Annotated in this window: 21 protein-coding genes, 1 tRNA gene and 2 pseudogenes; 10 read left to right on the top strand and 14 right to left on the bottom strand. The window is 63.4% G+C overall.

Annotated elements, in window-relative coordinates; translation table 11 throughout:
* Nucleotides 1–463: 463 nt before the first annotated feature.
* Both P1K32_RS13910 and P1K32_RS13905 read left to right on the top strand, forming a co-directional pair.
* Nucleotides 464–961 (top strand): Mov34/MPN/PAD-1 family protein, encoded by a 498-nt coding sequence (locus P1K32_RS13910; RefSeq protein ID WP_276250307.1) that lies wholly within the window; start codon nucleotides 464–466, stop codon nucleotides 959–961.
* A complete protein-coding gene (locus P1K32_RS13905; protein WP_276250306.1) occupies nucleotides 958–1,389 on the top strand; it encodes an FAD synthase family protein in 432 nt (143 codons plus the stop codon). Before P1K32_RS13910 ends, P1K32_RS13905 begins: the two co-directional genes overlap by 4 nt.
* Here the strand turns inward: P1K32_RS13905 and P1K32_RS13900 are convergent.
* The 3 genes from P1K32_RS13900 to ribH are packed head-to-tail and all read right to left on the bottom strand — an operon-like array spanning nucleotide 1,386 to nucleotide 3,534.
* Nucleotides 1,386–1,931 carry a hypothetical protein gene (locus P1K32_RS13900; RefSeq protein ID WP_276250305.1) on the bottom strand — a complete coding sequence of 182 codons (546 nt, stop codon included), beginning with the start codon at nucleotides 1,929–1,931 and terminating at the stop codon, nucleotides 1,386–1,388. The genes P1K32_RS13905 and P1K32_RS13900 overlap by 4 nt on opposite strands.
* A 41-nt stretch (nucleotides 1,932–1,972) precedes the next feature.
* On the bottom strand, nucleotides 1,973–3,133 hold the full coding sequence (locus tag P1K32_RS13895) for a pyridoxal phosphate-dependent aminotransferase (protein WP_276250304.1): 1,161 nt from the start codon (nucleotides 3,131–3,133) through the stop codon (nucleotides 1,973–1,975).
* Nucleotides 3,130–3,534, bottom strand: a complete 405-nt coding sequence (ribH, locus tag P1K32_RS13890) for a 6,7-dimethyl-8-ribityllumazine synthase (RefSeq protein WP_276250303.1) — start codon at nucleotides 3,532–3,534, stop codon at nucleotides 3,130–3,132. The genes P1K32_RS13895 and ribH overlap by 4 nt, the downstream gene beginning before the upstream one ends.
* Before the next feature lie 91 nt (nucleotides 3,535–3,625).
* Here ribH and P1K32_RS13885 point away from each other — a divergent pair, with 91 nt between their 5' ends.
* The 5 genes and pseudogenes from P1K32_RS13885 to P1K32_RS13865 all read left to right on the top strand — a co-directional run bounded on the left by P1K32_RS13885 (nucleotide 3,626) and on the right by P1K32_RS13865 (nucleotide 9,102).
* The gene (locus P1K32_RS13885) at nucleotides 3,626–5,686 is read left to right on the top strand and encodes a flippase activity-associated protein Agl23 (protein WP_276250302.1); all 2,061 of its coding nucleotides are present in this window, start codon (nucleotides 3,626–3,628) and stop codon (nucleotides 5,684–5,686) included.
* A 136-nt stretch (nucleotides 5,687–5,822) separates the two neighbouring features.
* Nucleotides 5,823–6,981 (top strand): annotated as a pseudogene (locus P1K32_RS13880) (5-(carboxyamino)imidazole ribonucleotide synthase).
* A 179-nt stretch (nucleotides 6,982–7,160) separates the two neighbouring features.
* Nucleotides 7,161–7,709 (top strand): heme NO-binding domain-containing protein, encoded by a 549-nt coding sequence (locus tag P1K32_RS13875; protein WP_276250301.1) that lies wholly within the window; start codon nucleotides 7,161–7,163, stop codon nucleotides 7,707–7,709.
* A complete protein-coding gene (locus P1K32_RS13870) occupies nucleotides 7,702–8,487 on the top strand; it encodes a HAMP domain-containing protein (protein WP_276250300.1) in 786 nt (261 codons plus the stop codon). The genes P1K32_RS13875 and P1K32_RS13870 overlap by 8 nt, the downstream gene beginning before the upstream one ends.
* A gap of 135 nt (nucleotides 8,488–8,622) precedes the next feature.
* On the top strand, nucleotides 8,623–9,102 hold the full coding sequence (locus P1K32_RS13865) for a plastocyanin/azurin family copper-binding protein (RefSeq protein ID WP_276250299.1): 480 nt from the start codon (nucleotides 8,623–8,625) through the stop codon (nucleotides 9,100–9,102).
* Between the two features lie 62 nt (nucleotides 9,103–9,164).
* On the opposite strand, the gene P1K32_RS13860 is transcribed toward P1K32_RS13865, so the two are convergent.
* The 4 genes and pseudogenes from P1K32_RS13860 to P1K32_RS13845 form a co-directional block, all read right to left on the bottom strand.
* The gene (locus tag P1K32_RS13860; RefSeq protein ID WP_276250298.1) at nucleotides 9,165–9,806 is read right to left on the bottom strand and encodes a 30S ribosomal protein S3ae; all 642 of its coding nucleotides are present in this window, start codon (nucleotides 9,804–9,806) and stop codon (nucleotides 9,165–9,167) included.
* Complete coding sequence (locus P1K32_RS13855) at nucleotides 9,799–10,074, bottom strand: KEOPS complex subunit Pcc1 (protein WP_276250297.1); 276 nt, start codon at nucleotides 10,072–10,074, stop codon at nucleotides 9,799–9,801. Before P1K32_RS13855 ends, P1K32_RS13860 begins: the two co-directional genes overlap by 8 nt.
* A pseudogene (locus P1K32_RS13850) lies at nucleotides 10,071–11,182 on the bottom strand (hypothetical protein). Before P1K32_RS13850 ends, P1K32_RS13855 begins: the two are co-directional and overlap by 4 nt.
* Nucleotides 11,182–11,643, bottom strand: a complete 462-nt coding sequence (locus tag P1K32_RS13845; protein WP_276250296.1) for a 30S ribosomal protein S15 — start codon at nucleotides 11,641–11,643, stop codon at nucleotides 11,182–11,184. The pseudogene P1K32_RS13850 and the gene P1K32_RS13845 overlap by 1 nt, the downstream one beginning before the upstream one ends.
* 284 nt (nucleotides 11,644–11,927) lie before the next feature.
* Between P1K32_RS13845 and P1K32_RS13840 the strand changes: the two genes are divergently transcribed.
* Both P1K32_RS13840 and P1K32_RS13835 read left to right on the top strand, forming a co-directional pair.
* Nucleotides 11,928–13,658 carry a DUF7289 family protein gene (locus P1K32_RS13840; RefSeq protein ID WP_276250295.1) on the top strand — a complete coding sequence of 577 codons (1,731 nt, stop codon included), beginning with the start codon at nucleotides 11,928–11,930 and terminating at the stop codon, nucleotides 13,656–13,658.
* 92 nt (nucleotides 13,659–13,750) lie between these two features.
* Nucleotides 13,751–15,586: a DUF7289 family protein gene (locus tag P1K32_RS13835; RefSeq protein WP_276250294.1), complete on the top strand. Its 1,836-nt coding sequence runs from the start codon at nucleotides 13,751–13,753 to the stop codon at nucleotides 15,584–15,586.
* Between the two features lie 252 nt (nucleotides 15,587–15,838).
* Here the strand turns inward: P1K32_RS13835 and P1K32_RS13830 are convergent, their stop codons facing one another.
* From P1K32_RS13830 to P1K32_RS13810, 5 genes are read right to left on the bottom strand one after another with little or no spacing between them, the layout of a single operon-like run.
* Nucleotides 15,839–16,585, bottom strand: coding sequence for a DUF7289 family protein (locus P1K32_RS13830; protein WP_276250293.1), 747 nt, complete (start codon nucleotides 16,583–16,585; stop codon nucleotides 15,839–15,841).
* Nucleotides 16,578–17,018 (bottom strand): DUF7266 family protein, encoded by a 441-nt coding sequence (locus P1K32_RS13825; protein ID WP_276250292.1) that lies wholly within the window; start codon nucleotides 17,016–17,018, stop codon nucleotides 16,578–16,580. The genes P1K32_RS13830 and P1K32_RS13825 overlap by 8 nt, the downstream gene beginning before the upstream one ends.
* Entirely contained in the window at nucleotides 17,011–18,009 is a 999-nt protein-coding gene (locus P1K32_RS13820) for a DUF7261 family protein (protein ID WP_276250291.1), read from the bottom strand. Before P1K32_RS13820 ends, P1K32_RS13825 begins: the two co-directional genes overlap by 8 nt.
* Nucleotides 17,997–18,581 (bottom strand): DUF7288 family protein, encoded by a 585-nt coding sequence (locus tag P1K32_RS13815; RefSeq protein WP_276250290.1) that lies wholly within the window; start codon nucleotides 18,579–18,581, stop codon nucleotides 17,997–17,999. The genes P1K32_RS13820 and P1K32_RS13815 overlap by 13 nt, the downstream gene beginning before the upstream one ends.
* A 1-nt stretch (nucleotide 18,582) precedes the next feature.
* On the bottom strand, nucleotides 18,583–19,164 hold the full coding sequence (locus P1K32_RS13810; protein WP_276250289.1) for a DUF7287 family protein: 582 nt from the start codon (nucleotides 19,162–19,164) through the stop codon (nucleotides 18,583–18,585).
* A 150-nt stretch (nucleotides 19,165–19,314) separates the two neighbouring features.
* On the opposite strand from P1K32_RS13810, the gene P1K32_RS13805 reads away from it, so the two are divergent.
* Nucleotides 19,315–19,386: transfer RNA gene (locus P1K32_RS13805), tRNA-Ala, on the top strand.
* 178 nt (nucleotides 19,387–19,564) lie between these two features.
* Here the strand turns inward: P1K32_RS13805 and P1K32_RS13800 are convergent.
* Both P1K32_RS13800 and P1K32_RS13795 read right to left on the bottom strand, forming a co-directional pair.
* Entirely contained in the window at nucleotides 19,565–21,628 is a 2,064-nt protein-coding gene (locus tag P1K32_RS13800) for a type II secretion system F family protein (protein WP_276250288.1), read from the bottom strand.
* Nucleotides 21,625–24,159 carry a type II/IV secretion system ATPase subunit gene (locus P1K32_RS13795; protein WP_276250287.1) on the bottom strand — a complete coding sequence of 845 codons (2,535 nt, stop codon included), beginning with the start codon at nucleotides 24,157–24,159 and terminating at the stop codon, nucleotides 21,625–21,627. The genes P1K32_RS13800 and P1K32_RS13795 overlap by 4 nt, the downstream gene beginning before the upstream one ends.
* Between the last annotated feature and the right edge of the window lie 97 nt (nucleotides 24,160–24,256).

The raw sequence follows: 24,256 nt of genomic DNA, 5'->3' as shown, positions 1-24,256 counted from the left end.
AGCCCCGACGGGCTGAACTCGGGGGACTCGCTGCGCTCCTAACTCACCTCGTTCGTTCCGGTGCTTGCGTCGGCCGCCTTCGTTCAGCCCGCCGCCCCTTTCATTCCCGCCCATGCCGGATACCCAATCGGCTGCGGGTGGGACTGAAAGGGGCGAACCGTTCGGCGACGTTCGGGAGAGCTTTGCTCTCCCGCAGCCCATCAGAAATCGTAGATTTCTGAGGACGGCGGGCGACGCAAGCACCGCAGCCGACCGGCGGGAGGCGAGGCGCGTCGTTCGAAAGACGCTGCGCGTCTTTCGTGATCACGAGAGGGCTACGCCCTCTCGGACGACAGCGAGCCCCCCGAGCCGAACGGTTCGGGGCTTTCTGGCGGTCATAGTTCGGAGAGCTGCTCTCGTCGCCAGAATCCCCAACTAGTCCTAGAGCGGAACGCTTAGAACCGGTCCGAACACACCAGAGAGCATGGGGCTGTTTCGCTCGGGCGAGATTCTCGGTATCGCCGAGTCGGCACTGGACTTCGCGCGGGCCGCGTCCGAGGACACGCATCCGAACGAGTACATGGGACTGCTGCGGGGCGACAAGGCCCGCAAGGTCGGCCTAGACCGGGACGGCACCGTCCTGACGGACGTGCTCGTCATCCCGGGGACCGAGTCGGACCCGGTGAGTGCGACCCTCAAGACGAACATGGTGCCAAACGACATGCGCGCGGCGGGGTCGATACACTCACATCCCAATGGCGTCCTCCGGCCGAGCGACGCCGACCTGGCCACCTTCGGACGGGGAGACGTCCACATCATCGTGGGCTACCCGTACGGGCCCGGGGACTGGCAGGCCTTCGACAACGACGGTGAACCGGTCGACCTGCCCGTTCTGGACATCGAGCCACCCGAGGAGACGTTCTTCGACTTCGACCAGCACGACATCGACCAGGAGCTCCGGGAGGAGGAGTTCGACTCGTGACCCGCGTCGTCGCGCAGGGCACCTTCGACCTGCTCCATCCCGGTCACGTCCACTATCTGCGAGACGCCGCCGAGATGGGCGAGGAACTCCACGTCATCATCGCCCGCTCGGAGAACGTCACGCACAAAGAACCGCCCGTGATTCCCGACGAGCAGCGCCGGGAGATGGTGGGGGCGCTGAAACCCGTCGACGAGTCCCACCTGGGCCACCCCGAGGACATCTTCGTCCCCATTGAGCGTATCGACCCGGACGTCATCGCGCTGGGGTACGACCAGCACCACGACGAGGAGCGCCTGCAAACGGCGCTGTCAGAACGTGGTATCGACTGCGAGATTCGTCGGGCGAGCCCGCTCGACAGGGACGACCCCGAACGGCTGCTCTCGACCGGTCGCATCATCGACCGGATTCTCGCAGAGCGGGGCGACTAGTCAGTCCCACGTGGGGACTGACGCTCCGTCGATTGCTGTGGAGAGGGGCCCCCATCTTGCTCCTGTGGCGAAGGGGTCCCATCCTGCTCGTCTGGCGAGGGACTCCCGGTCTGTCCCTCGACGGTGATAACCGCCGTCGAGACGACGGTCTCGTCGGACTCGCCGGCCCGGGCTTCGACGGGGAGCGAGTACTCTCCGGGCGCGGCTTTCGAGCCTATCTCGACGATGAACGACCCGGTCACCGTCCCTATGGGGGGCTCCCAGAGCAGTTCCGGCGGGTACATCTCCCGGACCGAGGTCGGTCCGGGGTCGAAATCCCCCTGTGTCACCTGCCAGCCCGACGGGAGGGCGTCGACGCGGTACGTGAGCTCACCGACGCCTCGGGCCGTCAGTTCGATACCGACCGCCTGCCCGGAAACGCCCTCGGTCCCAGTGGTCGTCAGTCCGAAGTCACGCTCCGTTCCTTCGGCGGACCCGCCACAGCCGGCGAGTGAGAGTGTGCCACCGGCGACCAGCGACAGCACTGCACGTCTGCTTGGCATACCACCCGTTCCGTCGCCCGCGGCAAAAACAGTTAGTATTCTTATATTAGACCGTGCTCGGCCAGCCGGTCGACCGCTTCTTCGAGTCGCTCCTTGCTGTTAGCGTAGGAGATGCGCGCGTAGCCGGGCGTGCCGAAGGCGGTGCCCGGCACGGTCGCGACCTGGGCCTCCGAGATGGCCTTGTCACACCACTCGGTATCGTCACCATCGGGTGCGATTTCCGGCATCATGTAGAACGCGCCCTGGGGTTCCGGGACGTGGACGCCGTGGTCCTCGAAGAGGCCCATCAGGAACTCCCGGCGCTCGGCGAAGGCCTGGCGCATCTCCTCGACGGCGTCGTCGGTGTTCGTGATGGCCTCGACGCCGGCGTGCTGGACGAAGTTCACCGCACAGGAGACCGAGTGCGAGTGGACCTTGCCCGCCTGGGACACCAGCTCCTCGGGGCCTGCGAAGTAGCCGAGCCGCCAGCCGGTCATCGAGTAGGCCTTCGAGAAGCCGTTGAGCGTCACCGTCCGGTCTTCCATCCCGTCGAGCGTGCCCAGCGAGACGGCCTCGACGCCGTCGTAGGTTATCTCCTTGTAAATCTCGTCGGAGATGACGGTGATGTCGTGCTCGACGGCGAGGTCCCGGACCCCTTCGAGGGCCGCCTCGGAGTAGACTGCTCCGTGGGGGTTGCCCGGGGAGTTGACGACGAGCAGTTCCGTCTCGTCCGACACCGCGTCGGCGAGGTCGTCGAGCGCACCCTCTAGCTGGAAGTCGTGGGGCGCGGTGTCGACGCGGGTCAGCGAGCCGCCGGCGAGTTTCACCATCGCCTCGTAGGAGACCCACGCCGGGTCCAGCAGGGCGACCTCGTCGCCGTCGTCGATGACGGTCTGGAATATCTCGTAGAGGGCCTGCTTGCCACCGGGCGTGACGATGACGTTGTCGGCCTCGTACTGGGTCAGCCCGTCGTCGTGGAGCTTTGCCGCGATGGCCTCCTTCAGTTCCGGGATACCGTTCGAGGAGGTGTACCCGGTGTGGCCCGCGTCCAGGGCGTCTTTCGCTGCCTGCTTGATGTTCTCGGGCGTGTCGAAGTCGGGTTCGCCGACGCTCAGGTCGACGACGTCCTTGCCCTCGGCCTCCAGTTCGGCGGCCTTGTTGCTGATCGCGAGTGTCGCACTCGGCTCTACACGTCCGACCCGTGAAGCGAAGTCCATAGTCATAGTTTTGCGAGTTCGATGGCGCTCGTGACGGCCGACCCACCTTTGTGGGTCCGGGCCTCGGCTTCGTCCTTGCTCATGCCCGGCCCGATGATGCCCAGCGTGACGGGCGTGTCCCGCTGGAGAGAGACGTCTGTGAGCCCTCCAGCGGCGGCCTCGGTGATGACCTTGTCGTGGTCCGTGTCGCCCTCGATGACGACCCCCAGCACCGCGACGGCGTCGATATCGTCACGCCGCGCCAGCCGGTCGGCCGGAAGCGGCGTGTCGTAGGCCCCGGGGACTGAGAGCGTCTCGGCGATAGTTGCGCCCGAATCTTCTGCGGCTGCGCGCGCCGACTCGTGCATCGCGTCGATAACGTCCCCGTGTTTGTCGTACTGAGCGACGACCAGTCCGAGCTGCACCATACGCGGTGTGGGGACACTCGGGCGTAAAGAACTACCGTTCCGTGTCGGGAAACCAGAAAGATTCTAATCCCCGCTCGTCTTGGACCCGGTAATGTCTAGGTCGAGCGGTGTCGTGCCCGCCCTCCAGCAGTTCCGTCGCCGTGGCCAGTCGTGGCTCGACAGCGACGACCACGCGACGGTGAAACTGGTCGTCGCTATCACGTTGCTCGGACTCGCGCTTCGTGTCGTCTCGCTGGGCTACCGCGTGGCCCACTTCGACGAAGGGCGGGTCGCGTACTGGGCCTGGCACTACGGCGAGACGGGTAACTTCGCCTACCGCTACATCATCCACGGCCCCTTTATCCAGCACGTCGACCGGTGGCTGTTCGGGCTCATCGGACCCTCGGACTTTGCGATGCGCCTACCCGTCGCCGTCGTGGGCGCCCTGCTCCCCCTGACTGCGCTGCTGCTGCGGGAGCACCTGAACCGGAGCGAGATCGTCGCGCTCGCGCTCCTGTTCACGCTCGACCCCGTGTTGCTGTACTACTCCCGGTTCATGCGCAGCGACGTCCTCGTCGCGGCCTTCATGTTCACCGCCTTCGCCTTCCTCGTTCGGCTCTACGACACCCGGAAAGCCCGGTATATGTACGCGGCCGGCGTCTTTCTCGCGCTGGGCTTTGCCTCGAAGGAGAACGCGCTCATCTACGTGGCCACGTGGCTCGGCGCGACCGGACTCTTGCTGGCGAAGATTCTGGGACTACCGAACGGCTTTCGGGACGCCATCGGGTTCCTGCTCCCGAGACAGGTCAACGGCATCGCGGCCGCCGTCCTGCCGGACCGGTTCGCCCCCGTCGAGTTCGCCTCAGGCCCGCCGTCCGCCAGCGCGGTCCGCAACCGCATCGTCGGTCGGGTGAAAGGCGACGTGGGACGGGTCGTCGGTGTCGTTCGGGGCTTCCGGGCGCGCCACGACGACGCCTTGCTCACCGCCGGCGCCTACGTCGGACACATCGTCCTCGCCGTTCTCGCGTTCGGTCTCGTCTCGCTGTTCTTCTATGCGCCACGCGGCGCCGGCATCGACGGTATCGAAAGCCATCCGGCGCTGGCGGCTACCACCCCCGGCTACGTCGGGTTCTGGGAGGGTATCACGAACCCGGCGCTGTTTCCGCAACTGCTCGAAACCACTATCGACCGCGTCGTCGAGCAGTGGAGCAACTGGCTGCCCTCCGGCGAGGGAGGCTCCTCGGAGTCGAGCGGGAAGTGGTTCTGGCCGTTCAGCGATATGAAGCCCTTCGATACGTATATGAAGCACTTTTGGACGTCGACCGCTGCGCTGGTACAGGGATCACGTGTCGTAGCGGCACTTGCGGGCGTGGGCTACCTCCTCGACAGACTGGGCATCACCACGCCTCGGCACCTGATTCCGTTCTGTTTCTACGCGGGCTTTGTCTCCATCTTTGGCTACCCGCTGGGGACCGACATCGGCGCACCGTGGCTCGCCGCCCACATGGTCGTCCCGCTTGCGGTCCCGGCAGCAGTCGCGCTGGCCGCCGTCTTCCGCTGGGCCAGCCAGTCGCTGGCAACGGACGACCTGTCCGGCTTCGGCAGCGCCACGCTGGTCCTCTTTGCGCTCTGTGTGCTGGTCACGCAGGCGGGCGTGGGGCAGGTGTACACAAACACCACCGAGGACTCGAACCCGATGGTCCAGTACGCTCAGCCGAACGCAGAGCTCAAGGACGAACTCCGCGAGATGGACCGGCTCGCGACGGCCAACAACGGCTCGAGTGACGTGGTGGTCTACTACGGCGAGTCCGGCAACCAGCACGACCGCTACAATGCCTACGTCGGCCCGGAACGCGACGAGTGGGACGATGCCTACAGGAACACCAGACCGACCTGCCTGATGTGGTACAACTCCCTGCCGCTGCCGTGGTACTTCGCCGCGGACGAGATGGACGTCGACTGCGAGAACAGCGAACGGAACCTCGAATCGCTGGCGGACCAGCGCACCTCGCCGGTCATCATCACTCAGAACTTCGACCCGACGGTGCCCGAAGAAGAGCTACGTGCGGCCGGCTACGAGGGCGAGAGCTACCGGCTGCGCACCACCGGCGACCGGAACGTGTTCACGGTCTGGACGAACGAGGACGCCGTCGACAACGGGACGGCGGACTGACAAGCGTCGTCGACAACGGGACGGCGGACTGACAAGCGTCGTCGACAACGGGACGGCGGACTGACAATCGCCGTCGACAACGGGACGGCGGGGTAACATTCAAAGGCTTAAGCGGTCCCCAACGATAGAGCGTCGTATGACACGAACGTCGCCCGGCCCGACCGTGGGCGTGGTTGGCGGGGGGCAGCTCGGACGGATGCTCGGCGAAGCCGGCGCCGCTGGGCGTCGAGCTGGTCGTCGCCGACCCGACGCCCGACTGCCCGGCCACACCGGTGGTACGCGACCAGCTCGTCGGCGGGTTCGAGGACGAATCGACCTTCCGGGAGCTGGCCGAGCGCGCCGACGTCCTCACCTTCGAAATCGAACTGGCCGACCCCGACGTGCTGGAGCGGGTCGCCGAAGAAACCGGGACGCCGGTCCATCCGGCCCCGGAGACCCTGCGGACCATCCAGGACAAGCTCGTCCAGAAGCGCCGACTCGCCGAGGCCGGCGTCCCGGTCCCCGAGTTCCGCGGCGTCGATACGGCCGAGGAGCTTCGCGAGGCCTGCGACGAACTGGGCTATCCCGCCATGCTGAAGGCACGCACCGGCGGCTACGACGGTCGGGGCAACGTTCCGGTCGGTGGTCCCGACGAGGTCGAGGCCGCGATGGCCGACATCGCCGGGCCCGCGATGGTCGAGGCGATGGTCGACTTCGAGCGGGAACTGGCGGTGATGGGCTGTCTGGGCGACGGCGAGCGTGACACTTTCCCCGTCACCGAGACCGTCCACCGTGAGGAGATTCTCCGCGAGAGCGTCGCGCCGGCGCGAGCGAGCCCCGAAGTCCGCGAGCGTGCCCGCGAGGTTGCGGTAGACGTCCTCGACGTGATGGCGGGCCGGGGCGTCTTCGGTATCGAACTGTTCCAGACGAGCGACGACGAGATCTTGCTCAACGAGATCGCTCCGCGCCCCCACAACTCCGGTCACTGGACCATCGAGGGCTGTCACACCTCCCAGTTCGAACAGCACATCCGGGCGGTGCTCGGTGACCCGCTCGGGACCACCGAGATTCGGGACCCGACGGTCTCAGCGAACATCCTCGGCGACGTCCCGGAGCGCCAGGATGCGGTCATGCACGGCGCAGAGACGGTGCTCTCGACCGAGCGCGCCCATCTCCACTGGTACGGCAAGCACGAGGTGTACGAGCTCCGGAAGATGGGGCATCTCACGCTGACCGGCGACGACAACGACGACCGAGCCACGTTGCTTTCAGACGTTCGGGACCTGCGCGACAGGCTGACCTTTCAGTCGGAGTAACAACCGTTTACGTCGCCGACGGACCACGGACGGACGAGCAGTACCAGCCCGCACCGCCGAGACCTGGTGATGAGGCGATCTGCGGTCGAACGGCCCCCTGGTTTGTGTTACCAGACACAATTTGTTTCTTCAGTTAAGAGGAAATTTTTAAGCCCCCAGTCATTGATGGGTGTATTCAGATGCATGGAGTCGTGATGACAGGGCTGCGGTCGTTCGTTATCGAACAGCACGATCGCAGCACCTGGGAAGCAGTCAAAGACGCCGCGGGTATAGAGCGAAACCAGTTCACACGGATGGACGACTATCCCGACGAAGAGTTTCTGAACATATACCAGGTCCTTTTGGAGGAATCAGAGGCGACTGACACGGAGCTCCAGCGGGAGTTCGGTCAGTTCCTCTTCGCTGAGATGGCGGAGATGTACGGCCGAATCTACTTCGACGACGAGTGGGGCGCACTCGACCTGATAAACAACGTTGAGGAGACGATTCACCAGTCGCTCAAGGCCCGCACCGACAGCGGTTTCACCCCGCCGGAACTCGAGACGGAGCCGATCGGCGACGGCGGAGTGGCCGTTCTCTATCGGTCCGACCGACAGCTCTGTGAGTTCGGCAAGGGGCTGCTGGAGGGGACCGCCACGCATTACGAGACAGAGCTGACAATCGAGGAGTCACAGTGTATGAAAGACGGTGACGATATCTGCCGAATCGAGGTGCATCAAAATGAGTAACGGGGGAGATACGAACTCGAACGTGGTGACTCGTGGACTCGGAGCGATTCGCGACGCGTTCACGGGTGGATCTGACGACGCCGAACAGACCCAGACAGACCAAGACGCCGCTCGAACCGGTGGTGACGAGCGGAGCGCTCCGTCCCAGCGGACAGCCGAGGCCTACGCCGATACCATGCAGCAGTGTGCAAACGGTGACCTCACCGTTCGCATGGAGGGGCGAGGTGAAGACGAGGCGATGGACAGCATCGCAGAGGGGTTCAACGAGATGGTCAGCGAACTGGAGAAGACGACAGACCATCTCAAATCCTACGTCGACGAAGTCGAGGGGGCCGGTGTGGGCGTCGAGGAGAGCAGCGACACGGTCCGGCGTGCCAGCGACAACGTAATCGACTCCATGCAGACGATCTCCGGCGACATCGGGGAGCAACGCGAGCAGCTGCAGGCGGCATCCGAAACCATAGACGGGGTCGCAGCGGCCCTCGAAGAGGTCGCTGCGAGCCACCCCGACGCGGACATCGAGCCCCAGATAGCTCGTCTCGAAGAACAGGCCAGCGAGATTCGGGACGCCGCCAAGATCGGCGAGGGGATCCAGACCGAGACCCAGGTCGTCGGCGCGACGGTGGCAGAGCAGTCGGCGGAGCTCAACGACGTCTCCAGACGTGCGAACGACCTCCAGCGGTACGCCACGCCGCTCAGTGCCATCCTCGACCGGTTCGAGACAGACTCGGAAAACGAATCGTCCCTGTCGAACGCGAGCACGGCGGTCGAAGAGTAGGAACTGGCCACTCCCATTGCCGGTTCGACAAGCGGGCCCGGAGGGGTGCGCTGCTGTGGGGTCGGACGGTCATTCAGGTCGGACGGCACCGAATGAGACCGAGCGGCATTTGTCCGTTCGGACCCGAACGCGAGTATGGAGCGACGGGCTTTCCTCCGGGCGGTGGTACCGACGGCAGCAGTCGGACTGGCTGGCTGTATCGGGGGCAGCACACCGACTGACTACGACGTGGGGATGGGGGCGAAGGAGTTCCGCCCCGAACGGCTGGAGGTCACAGCCGGCACTACGGTCACCTGGCTCAACACGAACAAGCAGGGCCACTCGGTGACGGCCTACGAGAGCGGGCTCCCCGACGGCGCCGACTACTTCGCCTCTGGCGACTTCGACAGCGAAGAGGCCGCGCGCGACGCCTGGGGCAACAGCTCCGGCGGGACGATGTTCGAGGGCGACACGTTCGAACACACCTTCGAGGTGCCCGGGGAGTACCCCTACTTCTGTATCCCCCACGAGACGGGGGAAATGGTCGGGACCATCGTCGTGACCGGCGAAGAGGCGACCACCGAGACGAGTAGCGGCGGGACGCCGACAGACGACGACTCGACCCCGACGACCTGATGTAGTGACAGCGCGGCCGCTCAGCGCTCGACAATAAAAAGGAAACTGTTCGACCCGAACGGTTAGGCTTCGACGTCCACGTCTTCTTCGTCGACGTCGACGGCCGTCTCCTCTTCGGCGGCGACTTCCTCGGGACGGGCTTCGAGCGTCGTCTTCTGAATCTCGACGCGTCGGAGCGGGTAGATGTCCTTGGCCTCGCCGTAGATGGCCGAGGAGAGGCGGCCCTCGACGACGCTGTCGACGACTTCCTCGAAGGTCCGGTCCTTGGCCGTCTCTTCGACGAGGTCGATCATCGCGCGTCGGATGGCCTTCTCCTGGGAGGCGTCGGCACGCTTCGTCGTGACGGCGACCGGCTGAATCTGGACGCGGTAGTCGTCCGTCGTCAGCACGGTGATGAAGGCCTCGACCTTCGAGGAGCCGCGGCGGACGAGCGAGCGCAGGTAGTCCCGCGTCAGCTCGTGTCGGACGAACTCCGTGTAGGCCGTGTCGGAGGCGACCTCGTTTATCTTGAACGTGAGTTTGGTGTTGTTCTCGCTGGCGTCGTTGTTCAGCTCGCCCAGCGTGGTCTCGATGGTGCGGCCGAGCACCTTGTCCGGTTCGTCTGCTGTGGTCTTGCCGAGCGTCTCCCGGTCGAACTGCTCGGGAGCCTGCACGGTGTACCACCGTTTCTGCTGTTTGCGCTTGGAAACGCTTCGTTCACTCATGGTTGGATTGTGTTGTGTCAGTCGTAAGCTGTGCTGCGACGCGGAGGTTGACGACGTAGTCGTCGACGGTCGACTGGAGGCCGCTCGTGGAGTCACGCCTTATCTCCGTGACCACTGTCTCGCCCTCGACGCGGGTGGTCATCTCGGCGGTGTTGTCCGGGCGGACGGCCGCGGCGACGCGTTCGGCGTCGGTCGGCGAGCCGTGGCTGGTCCGAAGCTCCGCAGTGGCGGACGAGCCGCCATCCGTGCGGATATCGACCCCGCTCATACTGCCTCCCGGAACACTTCGATGAGTTCCGACGTCGGAACGTCGAACTGTGCGCGGGCGCGCTCGCCCTGTCCTACCGTCTCACCGCCGACCGCGTTGGTCGCGGCCTGCATGGCCGCGGCCACGTCCCGGCCGTCGGTGGCGCGGGCGGCCGCCTCGCCGTCGGTGACGACGAGCGTGACCGGCTCGGGCGCGTGGAAATCCGCGACGAGCCGGGCGACGGTGCCCACGGGCATCGCGTCGCCGCGAGCGACGAACAGGCCGTCGTACCGGCCCGTGGTCGCGGCGGCGACGGCCCTGTGAGCGTCGCTGGCGTGGGTCCGCCAGGCCGACAGCGCGTTCTCGCGGACACCCGCGTGGCCCAGCGCGAGCGCGATGCCCGTGCCAGGTGCCTGACGTGCGACCGCATCGAGGACGTCGGCGTACCCGCCGACCGTCTCGAAGGGGCCGCCGACGTAGGGGTGGAGTCCCCGAGCGATGGAGTCGGTCGCCCGCTCAGTGGCGTCTTCGGTCACGGCTAGTGCGACCAGCGACGCGACGCGCCGACGGTCGTCGTCGGTCGGGTCGGCCGGCAGGTCCAGTTCGCCGAGTGTGGCTCGTGCCGCCTCGGCGTCACCGGAGAACGGCCCCGACAGCAGCGTCGAGTGGGCCAGTCCGTCGGCGATATCCGCGACCGGGACGGCGAGTCCCGGGCGGCGCTCGAGGCCCGACCGCTCGGCGGCGTCGGCCACGGTCCCGTCCACGTCGCCGCCGGCGATCGTGCCGGCCAGCGCGAGGACGGGGTCGGGACTGCGCCGAGTTCGCGGGCGACGGCGAAGGCCGTCGCGGCCGGCTGCGCTGAGAGCGTGTGGTCGGCTGTGGAGTGGCCGGCGCCGAGCGCGACAGTCACGTCGGCCTCGGTTGTCCGGTCGGGGTCGGCGAAGGGGGCGACGACGCTCGCCTGGAAGGGCGTGTCGTCGGCCGCCAGTGCCCGCGCCAGGACGCCCGTACCGGCCAGCGCGTCGCCGGTCGCGTCGCTGACGAGCCGCACGAAGGCGGCCTCGTTGAGCGCGGCGGCGAGGTCACTGGGCGAGGGGGCTGGCGCCTGGTCCCGACCGGTAGCCGACATTACAGGAGCTGGACAGCTTTCTCGTAGCTGTAGGTAAAGTCCTCGTCGATCTCGTCACCGCGGTAGTAGTCGACGAGCCGGCGGATCTTCGACTGCGTGTTCTGGAGCGCACGCTTGTTCTGGTGGTCGCCGGGGTTCTCCTCCATGTGGTCGCGCAGTCGGACGGCGCGTTTCATCAGGTTCCGGAGGTCCTCGGGGAAGTCTGGTTCGGCGTCGTTGTCCTCGAGAATCTCGGTGACCTTCTTGCCGGTCGCGAGCTTGACGTTCGGCACCGGGGTGCCCTGGACGCCTTCGTCGCGCAGCTTCAGGCCGATTTCGCTGGGCGAGTGGCCCTGTTCGGCGAGTTCGACGACGCGCTCCTCGATGGCGTCTTCCTCGACGTCGCTCCACTCCGGGGGTTCGTCTGCCGCCGGCTTGTCCGAGTCGGACGAGCCGCGACGGCGTGTGTGCATTCGTGCCATAGTTTTCGTTGGAACCGCACGAACCGCTCGTCGCTGCCGGTAGCGAGGCGTATCGGCATCAGTCTGTAGGACGATTCCTACGATGCCAAACACGGCCGCAATCCCGAGCCGTGGAATCCCACGGCGTGTCAGATTTGCGGTCGTGCTGTTCCCGTCGTGTCCTCGTCGGTCACGGAACTAAACCGTTGCCATCTGGGGACGGTGGCAACGCCGAGCAAAACACCAATTACGACTGGTGAGGCGACCCGCTCATTTTTATAATAGCAATCTTAATTAAAAGTATTATGGCCGTTGGTGGGGCAAGCGATAGAGGAAGGCGGGGACAGAGTAGTCCGATAGCGCTGGTGCTCATCTTCGGGCTGGTCATCGGTGCGACGACGGTGGTCTTGCTGGTCGGCGGGCTGGCAATCACGGACACGCAGGACCAACTGAACGCCCAGTCAGCAGAGAAGGCGATGACCCAACTGGATTCCAAAGCGTCGCTTGTCGCGCTGGGCCAATCGCAGCGTCAGATGGTTGAGTTCGGCACGTCGGAAGATGGTGACTACCGTCTGGACGAAGACGCCGGGCAGATGACGATTACGCACGAGACCAGTAGCGGGCCCCCCGAAAAGATACTGGAAACGAATCTCGGTAAGGTCTACTACGAGGGCGGCGGCACCCAGGTCGCGTATCAGGGCGGCGGCGTCTGGCGGTCCGACGGCGACGGGAACGCGGTGATGATCTCGCCGCCGGAGTTCCACTACCGGGACGCCACGCTGACCCTTCCGGTCGTGACCGTCGACGGAGAGAACTACGTCGGCGACTCCGCGGTCATCGCCCACGATGACACCCAGAAAGCTTACCCCACCGGTGACGACGTGAACCCGGTGGACTCCGGCCTCGTCACCGTCAGCGTCGAGAGCGAGTTCTACCGCGCTTGGGGGAGCTATTTCAAGGAGCGAACCTCCGGCTCCGTCGACTACGACCACGATAACAACACTGCGACGGTCAGACTCACCGTGGAGACCGAGGGACAGACTGTAAACGCTGGGGTGATATCAGGCGGAACAGGGACTACTATTGATTATAAAAACAAAGGTGATTTCGATAGTTACGATTCTTCCGAAGCAGAAGGAGACTACGCCAACTCAAGCGGTGAGAACGGCGCCATCTACACAGCAGGGAACATCAAACTCAGAAACAAGGTAGACATCTTGGGAAGTCTGGTTGCAGAAGGAGACATCACCGTAACTGGCAGCCAGCAGACAATTAGTGGTGATTTAGAGTATGTGAGCGGGAATTTCGACGAATCAAAATATGGAGACATAGTAGACGGGTCGATATCGACTGGGGCTGAGGTTCCGGAAACATCCTCTGTTGCCGGTTTGATAGATAATAAACGGGCGAATTTGACCAATAGCAACGATAACCATACACATACGGATGACATAGAGGCACTGAAAGACGGTACGTGTGACCCGTGTAACCTCACTGCAGGCCAGTATTATATAGACAATATCAATTTTGATGGAGGAGGGCAGGTGTATCTCAAACCAGAAGGTGGGACTATCGAAGTCTACGTCGAAGACGATTTCGAGCCCAAGCTTGACAGTCGAATAGAGGTAATCGGTAACGGGCGAGTCGAATTCTATGTCGAGGACGAAGTTACCCTCGATGACAATACGTCCATTTCGAACGAAGGAGATGACGCGAAGCAGTTCTGGTTCTATATGAATCCGGATGGGGATGCAGACCTCGAGGGCGGAAAAAAAGACCCCGATAACGTCGACTTTACTGGAGTAATCTATGGTCCTGGGAACGATGACCAAGCCGGAGTTCAGGTTACTCTGGACAATCACGACGATATCTTTGGCGCTGTCGTCGGTGATCTCGACGAGGTGATGAACGAAGGTAATATACACTACGACGAGGCCCTCGCCGACACTACCGCCGTCGAGGGCGGCGAGACTAGGCGCCCCTCGCTGACCTATCTCCACATCTCGGAGAACAGCGTCAACGTCACGTCCGACTGAGGCCGACCAACCACCGACAGTTTTCGACCCGGCTATCAGCGGTGGTAGTTCGGCCAGCGCGCTTATTACTCCCTCTTTCGTTTACATTCCCAATGCTAACCTGTTCGGGTCAGGGTGACCAGCGCCAGCCACGGGCGCAAGCCGGACCACTCGGATTTCTGCTCGTCTTCGCGCTGGTCATCGCGGCGACGACACTCATTGTGGCGCTCGGGTCCGGGGCCATCGGCGGCACGCAAGAGACACTCGACGAGGAACGCGCCGAGAAAGCGATGACACAACTGGACTCCCAGGCCGCACTGGTCGCGCTCGGGAACTCCCAGGTCCAGCGTGTCGACCTCTCCTCGGGGCGGGCGAATTCATATGACGTCGAGGCCGACGCCGGCCGGATGACACTGTCGTACACGAACCAGACGAACGGAAACGAGACGACCATCTTCTCGGAACGAATGGGCCGAATCCGCTACCAGACCGACAACGGCGACACCATCGCCTACCAGGGCGGCGGTGTGTGGCGCTCCGACGGGAACGGCAACGCCGTCATGGTCTCACCGCCCGAGTTCCACTACCGCGACGCCACGCTGACCCTGCCGCTGGTCACGGTCGGGTCCTCCGGGACCATCGGCGACCGGGCCGTCATTTCGAACGCACAGACGACGCGGTACTTCCCCAACGGGACCAAGAACAGCGCCTACAGCAATCCGCTGGAGAACGCTCGCGTCGAGGTCTCCGTCACGAGCGAGTACTACCGCGCGTGGGGGGAGTACTTCAAGACGCGAACCGACGGCGCAGTCGAGTACGACCACCCTGAGAACAAGGTGACTTTGGCGCTGGTGACGCCACTGGAGAACACCAAAGTCACGTCCGCGACGGCGAGTCTCTCTGCCAGTGGGACCTTCAAAATAAACGGGGCCGCCGGGAACCTCTGTGGCCCAGACATCTACACGAACAGCTACAACTCGGATGGGACGGACGAGGGGTACTGCGAGCAACAGTCGAACGGCGACACGTCCGAGAAGGGCGACCTCGTCTACGGGGGCGACGTGGATATCAGCGGGGGCTCCGGCGGCGGCTCTGGCGGGGACATCCTGGGTGACGTCACCTCCGGTGGGAAGGTGTACGTCGGTAACGGCGGCGGGAGTCCGGACATATCCGGCAATATCAGCCACACCGACGGGTGCGATAACTGCGAGGGCAATACCAAAATCAAAGGCGATGTGGACCAGATAAGCGGCATCGACAAAGCGCCGGCGATAAACGGCATTATCCAGACCCAGGTCAACGAGACCGAGCAGAACAACGACAACGACGACGACGGCGTCCCGATTACCGACGAGACGGTCAGTTACACGTCCGATACGGCCGAACTCCCCGCGGGGTCGTACTATCTCCAAGACATCACAGTAGGTAATAAAGACACGCTAACGCTCGACACTACCGGGGGCGACATCTACCTCGGCGTTCAAGAGAACGTCGCCCTCGAATCGAACGCCACCATCGAGGTGGTCGGCGACGGCACCGCAAGCGTCTATGTGCTCGGGGACGGCGGAAACGAGAACCAGCTGTCGATGGACTCCAATAGCAACATCACGAACGCGGGCGACGACGCGCCCCAGTTCCGTATGTTCGGACAGGAGGACTTCTCCGCCCAGATCGGTGACGGGGGCGGGGGGAGCAAAGGCCTCGCGAAGTACGTCGGCGTCATCTTCGCGCCCCCAGGGACCAGTGGGTCCGGCACTGTCACGCTCGACAAAGGGACCATCTACGGCGGGGTACTCACTGGCACGACGACAATCGCCAAAGGGAACGGTGGGAGCATCCACTACGACCGGGCACTCAGGACCCAGCAGGTGCTGACACAGAGTGACGCCATCACCCGGGTGACGTATATCCACGCCTCGACGAACGAGATACAGGTCGAAGACGGATGACCCCGGTGGCTCTCTGAGTCCGTCGTCGCGGGCCCAGTTCGCCACAGTCCTGCCAGCGTCGACGGCAGGACCATCCGTCGTAGGTCTGGGTCGCACAGTCCAACGCCACATACCGGTTCAGCGGTTATCGGGGACGGATACAGCGGTTTGTTGCGCTAGTCTGGTTCGAAGCGCAAACGCTCCTGGAGCTGTGCTGATTCGAGGCGCAAAAGCACGACGAGCGGACGCCAGTCCGCGGATAGCTGTCTGCGGTCAGGACTCGATATCGACCTCGATGTCGTGGTAGACGACGTACGTCTGGTCGATAGTCGAGCCGGATCCGGGGGTGTACGAACACTCGACCCCGGACGTCTGACAGTCGAAGCCGACACCCTCGAAGTAGTCCCGCCAGAGCCCTGGCTGATCGGTGTTTTGCAGTTCGACGGTAACGCTTTCCGCGTCGTTATCCGTGTTGCTGTACGCCACAGACGTTCCCTGGTTCTTGGTGCGGATGAGTACCGTGGAGCCGCTGTAGGCCTGGCTGTCGGGGCGGTTCAATCCGACCACGGAGATGAGGACGCTGTCCTTGTTGACGACGAACGGCGGGTCGGAGACCTGGATACCGCCCCCGTTGGAGGTGCGGAACACAGCGCCCCCTTCGTATACGAGTTTTCGGCCCTCGTCACCGGTGTAGACGATGGGGCGTATCTTCCACGACCGGTCCAGCACTGTGTCACTCGAGTTTCGCACCGAGACACGCATCGTGACGTTACTGCCCGTTTCCAGCCTCGCCTCGCCGAGGCTGATCTCCGTGGCGCGACTGGGCGCGTCGCGTCGGTGGACGTCGGCGACGTTGTCCGACAGCACGCTGAAGGCCTTCTGTGCGTTGGCCATCTGCTCGTCGTTGCGCGTCTCCTGGAGCGTGCTCAGCCCGCTCACGGAGACCACGCCCACGGCGGAGACGACGAGTGCAAACACCAGCACGTAGCTGACGACCTCGCTGACGGCGCGCTCAGACATTTCGCACCTCCAGCTTGTCGCCCCTGTAGCGAATCTGGACGTCGCCACCCCGTGCCGAGGTCGCTCTGAGTGAAGTCTCGACCGTGAGACCGATTCGAATCGACACGTCGGGTTGTGTTGTGTTCACCACGAGCGTCTGGTCGCTCGGCACCAGCGTGGTCTCGTAGCTGGCGCCGGTCACCCTGTTCGAAAGCGTCCGGTTCAGGGTGACGATCGGGTCGTCCGAATCACCGGCCCTGACCAGCCTGTCCGTCCGTTCGACGTCAGCGGCGATTTGTTGCCCGACGACCCTGAGTTCGTCCCTGATGACCTGCTCGCGCTGGCTGTCGACGTAGGTCCCACCGGCGGTAATCAACCCGGTGATGAGCAACGTCGCGATAGCCAGAGCCAGCACGTAGCTCAGCGTCGTCGAGACTGCACGCGCATCAGACATCTGGCTCACCCGGGGCGACCCGAACGTCTGTCTCGTAGCGAAGGTCGGCAGTGAGATACGTGTACTCGACCGTCACGTTGTAGAGCGCGGCATTAGACTTCGGACCGTCGGACTCATCGAGGAGTTCGAGGTCTTCCGGTCCATCGTGGACGACCAGCGAGTACGTGCCCGTAATCTCGGTGGCGTTGTCAAAGGAGATGTCGTAGGTGTCGTCGGTGCCGGGGGTCACCCCAGTTCCGGCGCCAAAGTGGAAGTTCTCGCCGGTCGAGTTAGTGCCCAGCGCGTCACACTCCTCGCCGTCGATAGTCCCGCCAGTGACGTCGATTGTAACGTTCGTTCCCGGACTATCTGTCGTGACTTTGCAGTCTTCGGTGACAGTGGTCCCGCTGTCGTTTTTCACCGTTTGGACGTGGACGGTGTCGCTACCGGCGTCCCAGATGCGAGCCCGCCAGCTGTTCTCGTTTCCGCCAGCGGTGCTGTCCTGAACCCTGATCTCGAACGGTGCAGTGGAGTCCGCAATACTGGACGCCTCGATGACGAACGCTCGCGTCCCGCTGGCGTCCTCGACCCGGGAGACGTTCCCGACCAGCTGGTAGCGCTCGTCGCCCGCCGCGTTTGTAAAGTTCGAGTTGTTCTCCTGGTAGATTCGCTCTCCTTCCCTGGAGGACTTGTAGGAGACGTCGACGACCCGACCGGAGCGTGCGGACTGATACCCGGTCTGCCGGGAGATATTCCGGATACTCGCCCGGACGGAGTCGACCGACCCGTCGTCGTTCCGGTTGGCCGCTTCGACTGCCTCGCCGACATTTTCCGTCACGTCTGCCCGCATCGAGAGCGCGCCCTCACTGCCCGCTGTCTCGCCCCGGGTCGCCAGGTTCTCGGTGAAGATGGCCGAGTTGACGATGAGCGCCATCGCCACGAAGATGACTGCCAGCGCGAACGCGGCAATGAGCAGTATCTGCCCGCGGTCGTCCCGGCTCAGATTCGCCATGCGACCACCTCCACGCGGACCGTGTTGTAGAGGTTGTCCCCGGTGTCGGGAATCGGGTAGGTCATGTTTTCCGTGTTGAGCCGGGTCGAACTCGGGGTGCCGTCTTCCTCGTACAGCGGGTCGTCGTCCCACAGCGTCACCGTGTGTGTCGCCGTGACGGCGTTGTCCGTCGGAACACCGCTGTAAATGTACTCGCGAGTGATGTCGTCGCCATCGGCGGCCTGGAACCGGAAGTAGACGTTGTACGCGATACCGTTCTCGTCGAACGCCCGCTCCAGCATCGCCCCGAATCGGTTCTCGGGTGGCCCCCTCGTGTAGTACCGCTGGGCGCCCACGTTGTGGTGGCGTGCCGAGCTATTGTTCCAGTAGAGGACCGCCGGTTTCAGCGCCCCCGCCTCTGCCGCTACGGCGAGCACTCCCTGGCCCGTTTCTCCCTGCTGATTCTCGATATGCTGGCTCGACGTACTCGCGGACAGCGGCGTCACGGCCGTCATCTGTAACGCGAAGATGAGACTCGACAGCATGAGCAGTCCAGCGACCGTCGCCTCCAGTGTGTGTGCTTGCCCTCGCATCTTACCACATCTCCACGAACAGCGTCACGTCCTCGCCGTCGAGTGTGACCACCCGGACCGACGTGACCGACGGCCGTGACGTCGGCACCGGGTCCCCACGTGTGAGATGGGTGTCGCCCGACGACTCGACCAGGCCCGTGTCGTCGCCGGTGGTGTCCCAGTAGAGCACTTCCTGGCCGTCCCCACTGGCCGTGAGATTCCCGCGGAGACTCACGTTGACCTGCTGGTTGCCCGGACCCAGACCAAGCTGTGTTCTGAGTGACCCATCGGAGAACCGGCAGTCCGACGGACTCTCCTCAGCGAAGAACGCTTCGGTGCAGTAGCTGTCAAGCACGTACGGCGCTTCCGGCTCCGCTAGGGTCCCCTTAGCCAGCTGGTCCGCGACACGATTCGACGTGACTGTTTCGTCCTGTGCGCTCGCGGTGAACGGCGAGAGGATGCCTGGAATGAACAGGAAGATGAACAGCAACACCGCTAGAAAGACGCTCACGCCGATGGCGAAATCGAGCGTCGTCTGTCCGCGGTCGCCGGTCGGCTGGCTCGACCGACGGTTCTGCGACTCATCACTACGCTGCGTATTCATCTGTGTTGACTCGTTGTGACCCGACAACTGTTTAATCAAGGACTATCGCCGAGGTTATTATCAGTTGTGGCTGACCACGCTACCGACTCCCGTCCCGACGTTGGTTCGATGGGTTTAATAAAGGTCGTCGGATACTCTGTAATACGAAGCGGGCTCGTAGATCAGGGGTAGATCACTCCCTTGGCATGGGAGAGGCCCCGGGTTCAAATCCCGGCGAGTCCATTCCTTTCCGTCGCTACGCTCCATCAGCCAATGGCCCCTTCACTTCTCCGTCGCCTTGCTCACGAAAAGGCCGGCGAGTCAGCGATAAGCGGGCCGCTAACGCCGCGGCTCTTGGTCGGCTCGAACTGACTGACTTCGACAACGGGCGAGGTGAAAACGGCCCCAGAGAGTGACGGGGTTACCCGACAGCCATCCAGACGACGAGCGCAATCGTCGAGAGGATGACGGCGAATTTCACGCCAGCCAGCAGCTTCACTTCTCGGATGTAGCCGGCGATGAACGACGACAGCAACGCCTGGAGCGTGACCGCGTGGAAGAACAGCATCGACAGCGCGTCGGTGTCGATGTTCCCGCCGAACTGACCGCCGCCGGCACCGCCGGCACCGCCCGCACCGCTGGCCTGCTGGGTCAGCCCCGACATCACGTCGAGGAACTGCGTCTTCAGCAGTGCCATGACTCCGAGTAGCGTCAGGTAGGTCATGATGATGATGACCGTCTGCATCCGGGTCCGGGACTTCCGGGAGCGGTCGATGTCGTCCTGGTTCTCGGCGGCCTGGGCCGCCGTCGAGAGCACGTCCTGAATCTGACTGGAGGCCTCCTGGGCCTCCGCGATGAGCTTGACCGTTCGAGCCATCCGCGGGACGTGGTACTTGTTGTTGAACTCCCGCAGGGCGTCTTTGAGGCTGGTCCCGTAGTTCACCTTCGCGTGCATCGTCTCGAACTCGTCGGAGAGCTTGCCGGCGGAGGTCTCCGAGACGACCTTGATGGATTCGAGCAGCGTCATCCCGGTGTCGTTCGCGGAGGCGAGCTTCCGGAGGTTCTCGGAGAGGTTCCCGATAATGGCCTTCCGCGAGCGCTGGTTCCACTCGTAGAACACCGCGAGCGGGATGAAGTTGATGTACATCGGGACGTACACCCAGAAGAACGTGGCGCTGACGGGATTTGTTTCCATCCCGCTGATACTGAGTGGTGCCTCACCGAGGACGATACTCACGACAAGCGCAAGCACCGAGAGCGGAATCGTCAGCCCGAGCACCAGCATCGGGTGGTCGCGGAAGAACAGGTGGGGTTTCTTGAGTATCTGGACCAGTTCGTAGGTCCCCTCCCGGCCCTTGATGCGGTCGAAGACGCTGTAGGTCCCAGTGTAGGACTCGATGAGGCCGAGGTTGAACACCGCGATACCCTCGTCGACGACGACGTCTTCCTCGTCGGAGTTGGGTCGGAGGTAGCCGTCGCCGATAGCGTCCTGGGTCACCGTCGAGACCAGAACGAGGAAGGCGATACCCGTCAGCGGGATGAGCCCGTAGACGGTGCCGTAGATGAGCATCTGCTGGGCGTTACCCATCATCGTCATGATGACGAGGATGATGATGAGCAAGAGCGGGAACAGCGAGAGGGTCATATACATCTCGCCGAACAGCTCCAGGGTCTCCAGCATCTTCTCCTGTTCCTGCTTGGTCGTCCGCATGTGCTTTTCCTTCTGGTCCTCCAAGAAGGAGGTCATGTCCCCACCGGAGTTGATGATAGAGAGCATATCGGTGAGGAACTGCGACAGCTCGCCCGAGGGTGTCTGAATAGCCTGGTTGCGCACCGCGGTCCGGTAGTCGGTATCGAAATACTCCGTCTCCAGCACGATGGATTTGAACTCCTGGGCGACCTCACCGTACGTGTCTTCGGCCTCGCCCATCGCCTGGAGGATTTCGAGCTGGTTCAACCCACCCACGGAGAGGGCGTACATGAACGAGATGGCGTCCGAGAGGAGAATATTGATTTCGCGTTCGCGCGCGCTGGCACGGAAGTAGGGAATCGAGACGAGCGAGCCAAAGCCCACGCCGAAGCCGATGGCCCCGAAGACCACACCGGTCACGAGGACCATGAAGGGGAGTTTCAGCGTGTCGATAAGCATCAGGAGCGTCTCGTTCTGTATCGAGATACCGATGAACGTCGGTGCTCCGCTGCCCGCGAAAAAGAGACTCACCGCGATAAAGCCAAGCAGGCTCCCGACGAGCCAGAGCGCGACCCCGGCGATGATACCGACCGCGAGGGCCCGGGCGAGGAACATCTCGACGTTGTCGGCCATCCGGGCCTGGGCGAGCTTGTCCTCGACGCTGTTTACGAACTCCCCTTCCTCGTTGAACAGCCGCTGGTAGGCCGGATAGAAGGCGTCACCCAGGGCGCCACCGCTCGCGAGCTCCTTCTGGCGTTTCGTGTTCTGCCGTTTGCCCTTCGTGTCCAGACTCATCCACTATCGGCCTCCTTGCCGGCCTTCGGGACGAACTGGCCGAACTCCGTCACGTCGTCCTCGGTGTCGGTGTCTTCGAGCGCGTTGCCGTCCATCAGGGCGGAGACGATGTCCGGGGTGTCGCCGCTCTTGAACTTGCTGAACAGCGGCCCGGCGTTGTCAAGTACCTGCTTGGTCTCCTCGACCATCTCTGGCGGGGCCTCCGGTCGGGGAACCATCTCCTCCTTTTCGGGGTCGATGTCTATCTTGACCGACTCCATCTCCCGGAGGTCCTCCAGGGAGCGTTCCAGTTGGTCGTTGGCGATGAGCGTCAGGATGGTCTCGGGGTCGTTGATGAAGGCCTGGATGGACGCGGCGACCTCCGTGTAGGAGTTGAGGCCCTGCTCTATGAGGTGGGCCAGGACGACTTTCCGCTTGAACAGTTCCTCGTCGAGTTTCTCCTGGGTCCACCCGCGGTCGAACTTGATCTCTTCTAGGGTGTTGGAGTTGCCCATCTGGATGTACTCGTCTGTCTCCGCACGCCACTCGTAGACGTCACGGACGTTGATCTCGTCGTTCTCGGCGGAGTACTCGTTGATCTCCGTGAGCGATTTGTTCCGGCGGACCTTGCTCCCGTCGACACGGGTCTGGGTCTGGATTGAGACGAGGTCAAGCGCCGTAAACAGTGTCTTCGAGACGTTGATGGGCTCGGTGGTAAAGCGCTTGATCACCTCGCCGACGGAGTCGGCGTGGAAGGTGGTGTAGGTGGTGTGGCCGGTCGACATGACCTGGAACAGCGTCCGACCCTCCTCACCACGGATCTCACCCATGACGATGTAGTCGGGGCGCTGGCGGAGCGCGGCCTCCAGCAGGTCGAACTCGTCGACGTCGCCCTGGTCGTCGTCCCCGAAGGAGGGGCGAGTGACGCTTGCGACCCAGTTACGCTGGGGCAGTTCGACCTCGCGGGTGTCCTCGATGGAGACGATCTTGGAGTTCGAGGGGATAAACAGCGAGACGGCGTTCAGGCTCGTCGTCTTCCCGGATGCCGTACCGCCGGCGAAGATGAGGCTCTTGTTGTTCTCGATACAGAGCCAGAGAAAGGCCATCTCGTCCAGTGAGAAGGTGTTCCAGTTGATGAGGTCGATTGGCGTGAACGGGACGTCCTTGAACTGGCGGATGGTGTAGTTGGTCCCGTGGTCGGAGACCTCACGACCGAGCGTCAGCTGGGCGCGCGAGCCGTCCGGGAGCGTGGCGTCAATCTGTGGCTGCCGCTTGGAGATACCCTTCCCGGACCGCTGGGCGAGTTTGACGACGAAGTCGTCGAGCTCAGTCTCGCCGTGTTCGACGTTCGAGATAATCTGCTCGTAGTCGGTGTGGTAGACGAACACCCGCGAGTTGTACCCGTCACAGGAGATGTCCTCAACGTTGATGTCGTGTTTGATGGGGTCGATGAGCCCGTAGCCGATGAAGTCCCGTTTGAGCGTGTACAGCAGCTTCTCGACCTGGTACTCGGTGAGCTTCGAAGGGTCGTCCGCGAGGATAGCCGGTTCGGGCCGGACTGAGAGGCCGTCGAGCTGGCCAGTCACCTCCGGCGCGGTCGTCTCGGTGTCGTTGAACATCTCCTTGAGCCCGTCGAGGAACCCGCCCCCGCCCGAGCCCGACCCGGCGCCCGCACTGATGGAGTCTTTATACAGGTCGTACCGCGAGAGGAGCTGTTCGGCCTCGCGCTGGATGACCTGTGCCCGGTCGGCGTTGGACCCTTTGACGATGACGTCGTCTTCGGAGTACTTGATAGCCGTCCTGAGTTTGCCCGAGAGGAAGCCCTGCAGGTCCTCTTCGATGGGGTTGAGATACGGTTCGATGACGTAGTACTTCTTCTCGTTTTCTTTTCGGGACTGGAAGATGATGGCGCAGGCGTACGGTTTGTTGACCCAGTACCGCTCCAGCTCTTTGAAGTGTGACTTCTTCGAGAGCGGCACGGCCTTCTCGAGGTCGTACCGATTGACGACCGTCGTGTGACCCTCCTGCGTGGAGAAGAACTCGTCTTCGTCTAGCTCGGGGTTGACGTCGACGGTGCGTTCGTCGACGAGTTTGTCCAGCTCGGAGGCGAAGTCCTCGGCCTGTGAGAGCCGGTTCTCCGTCTGCTCAGGCTCGAAACCGAGGTACGACTCGCCGTCGAAAGGGACGACGTTCCCCTGCTTGTCGCGGGGCTGGTCGCCGTTGTTCCACGGCTTGGCGCCAGCCTCGTAGTAGTACTCCTGTTTGAAGTGCTCCCAGGTGTACTCGCCCTTGACGACCGGTGTCGTCTCCGGGTCGATGTACTCGGCGAACGGTTGATTGACGCCCTTTGCGAGACCGGCCGCGTCCTCGAGCCTGTCCGCGATGGTCTCGGGGTCGAACCCGAGATAGTCGGCTCGGTCGAACGGACCACCGTCGTGGAGTTCACGTCGGAGATCCTCCCACGTGTACTCCCCCACTGTCGCGGTTCGGTCGGGCGATGTGACCCCGTCATCGGCCCCGTCCGTCCCTGATTTAGTATCCTCTATTGCCATTGTTGTTCACTTCACGCCCTGTGTAAAAAATCTACTCGCCAGTTCGGTGCTGTCGTCCACACCGGGCAGTACGGAGTAGTGAGACACAGTATGCCCG

The sequence above is a fragment of the Haloarcula rara genome, assembly GCF_029338235.1.
Taxonomy (GTDB): Archaea; Halobacteriota; Halobacteria; order Halobacteriales; family Haloarculaceae; genus Haloarcula; species Haloarcula rara.
This window is presented reverse-complemented; position numbering and strand designations above follow the sequence as displayed.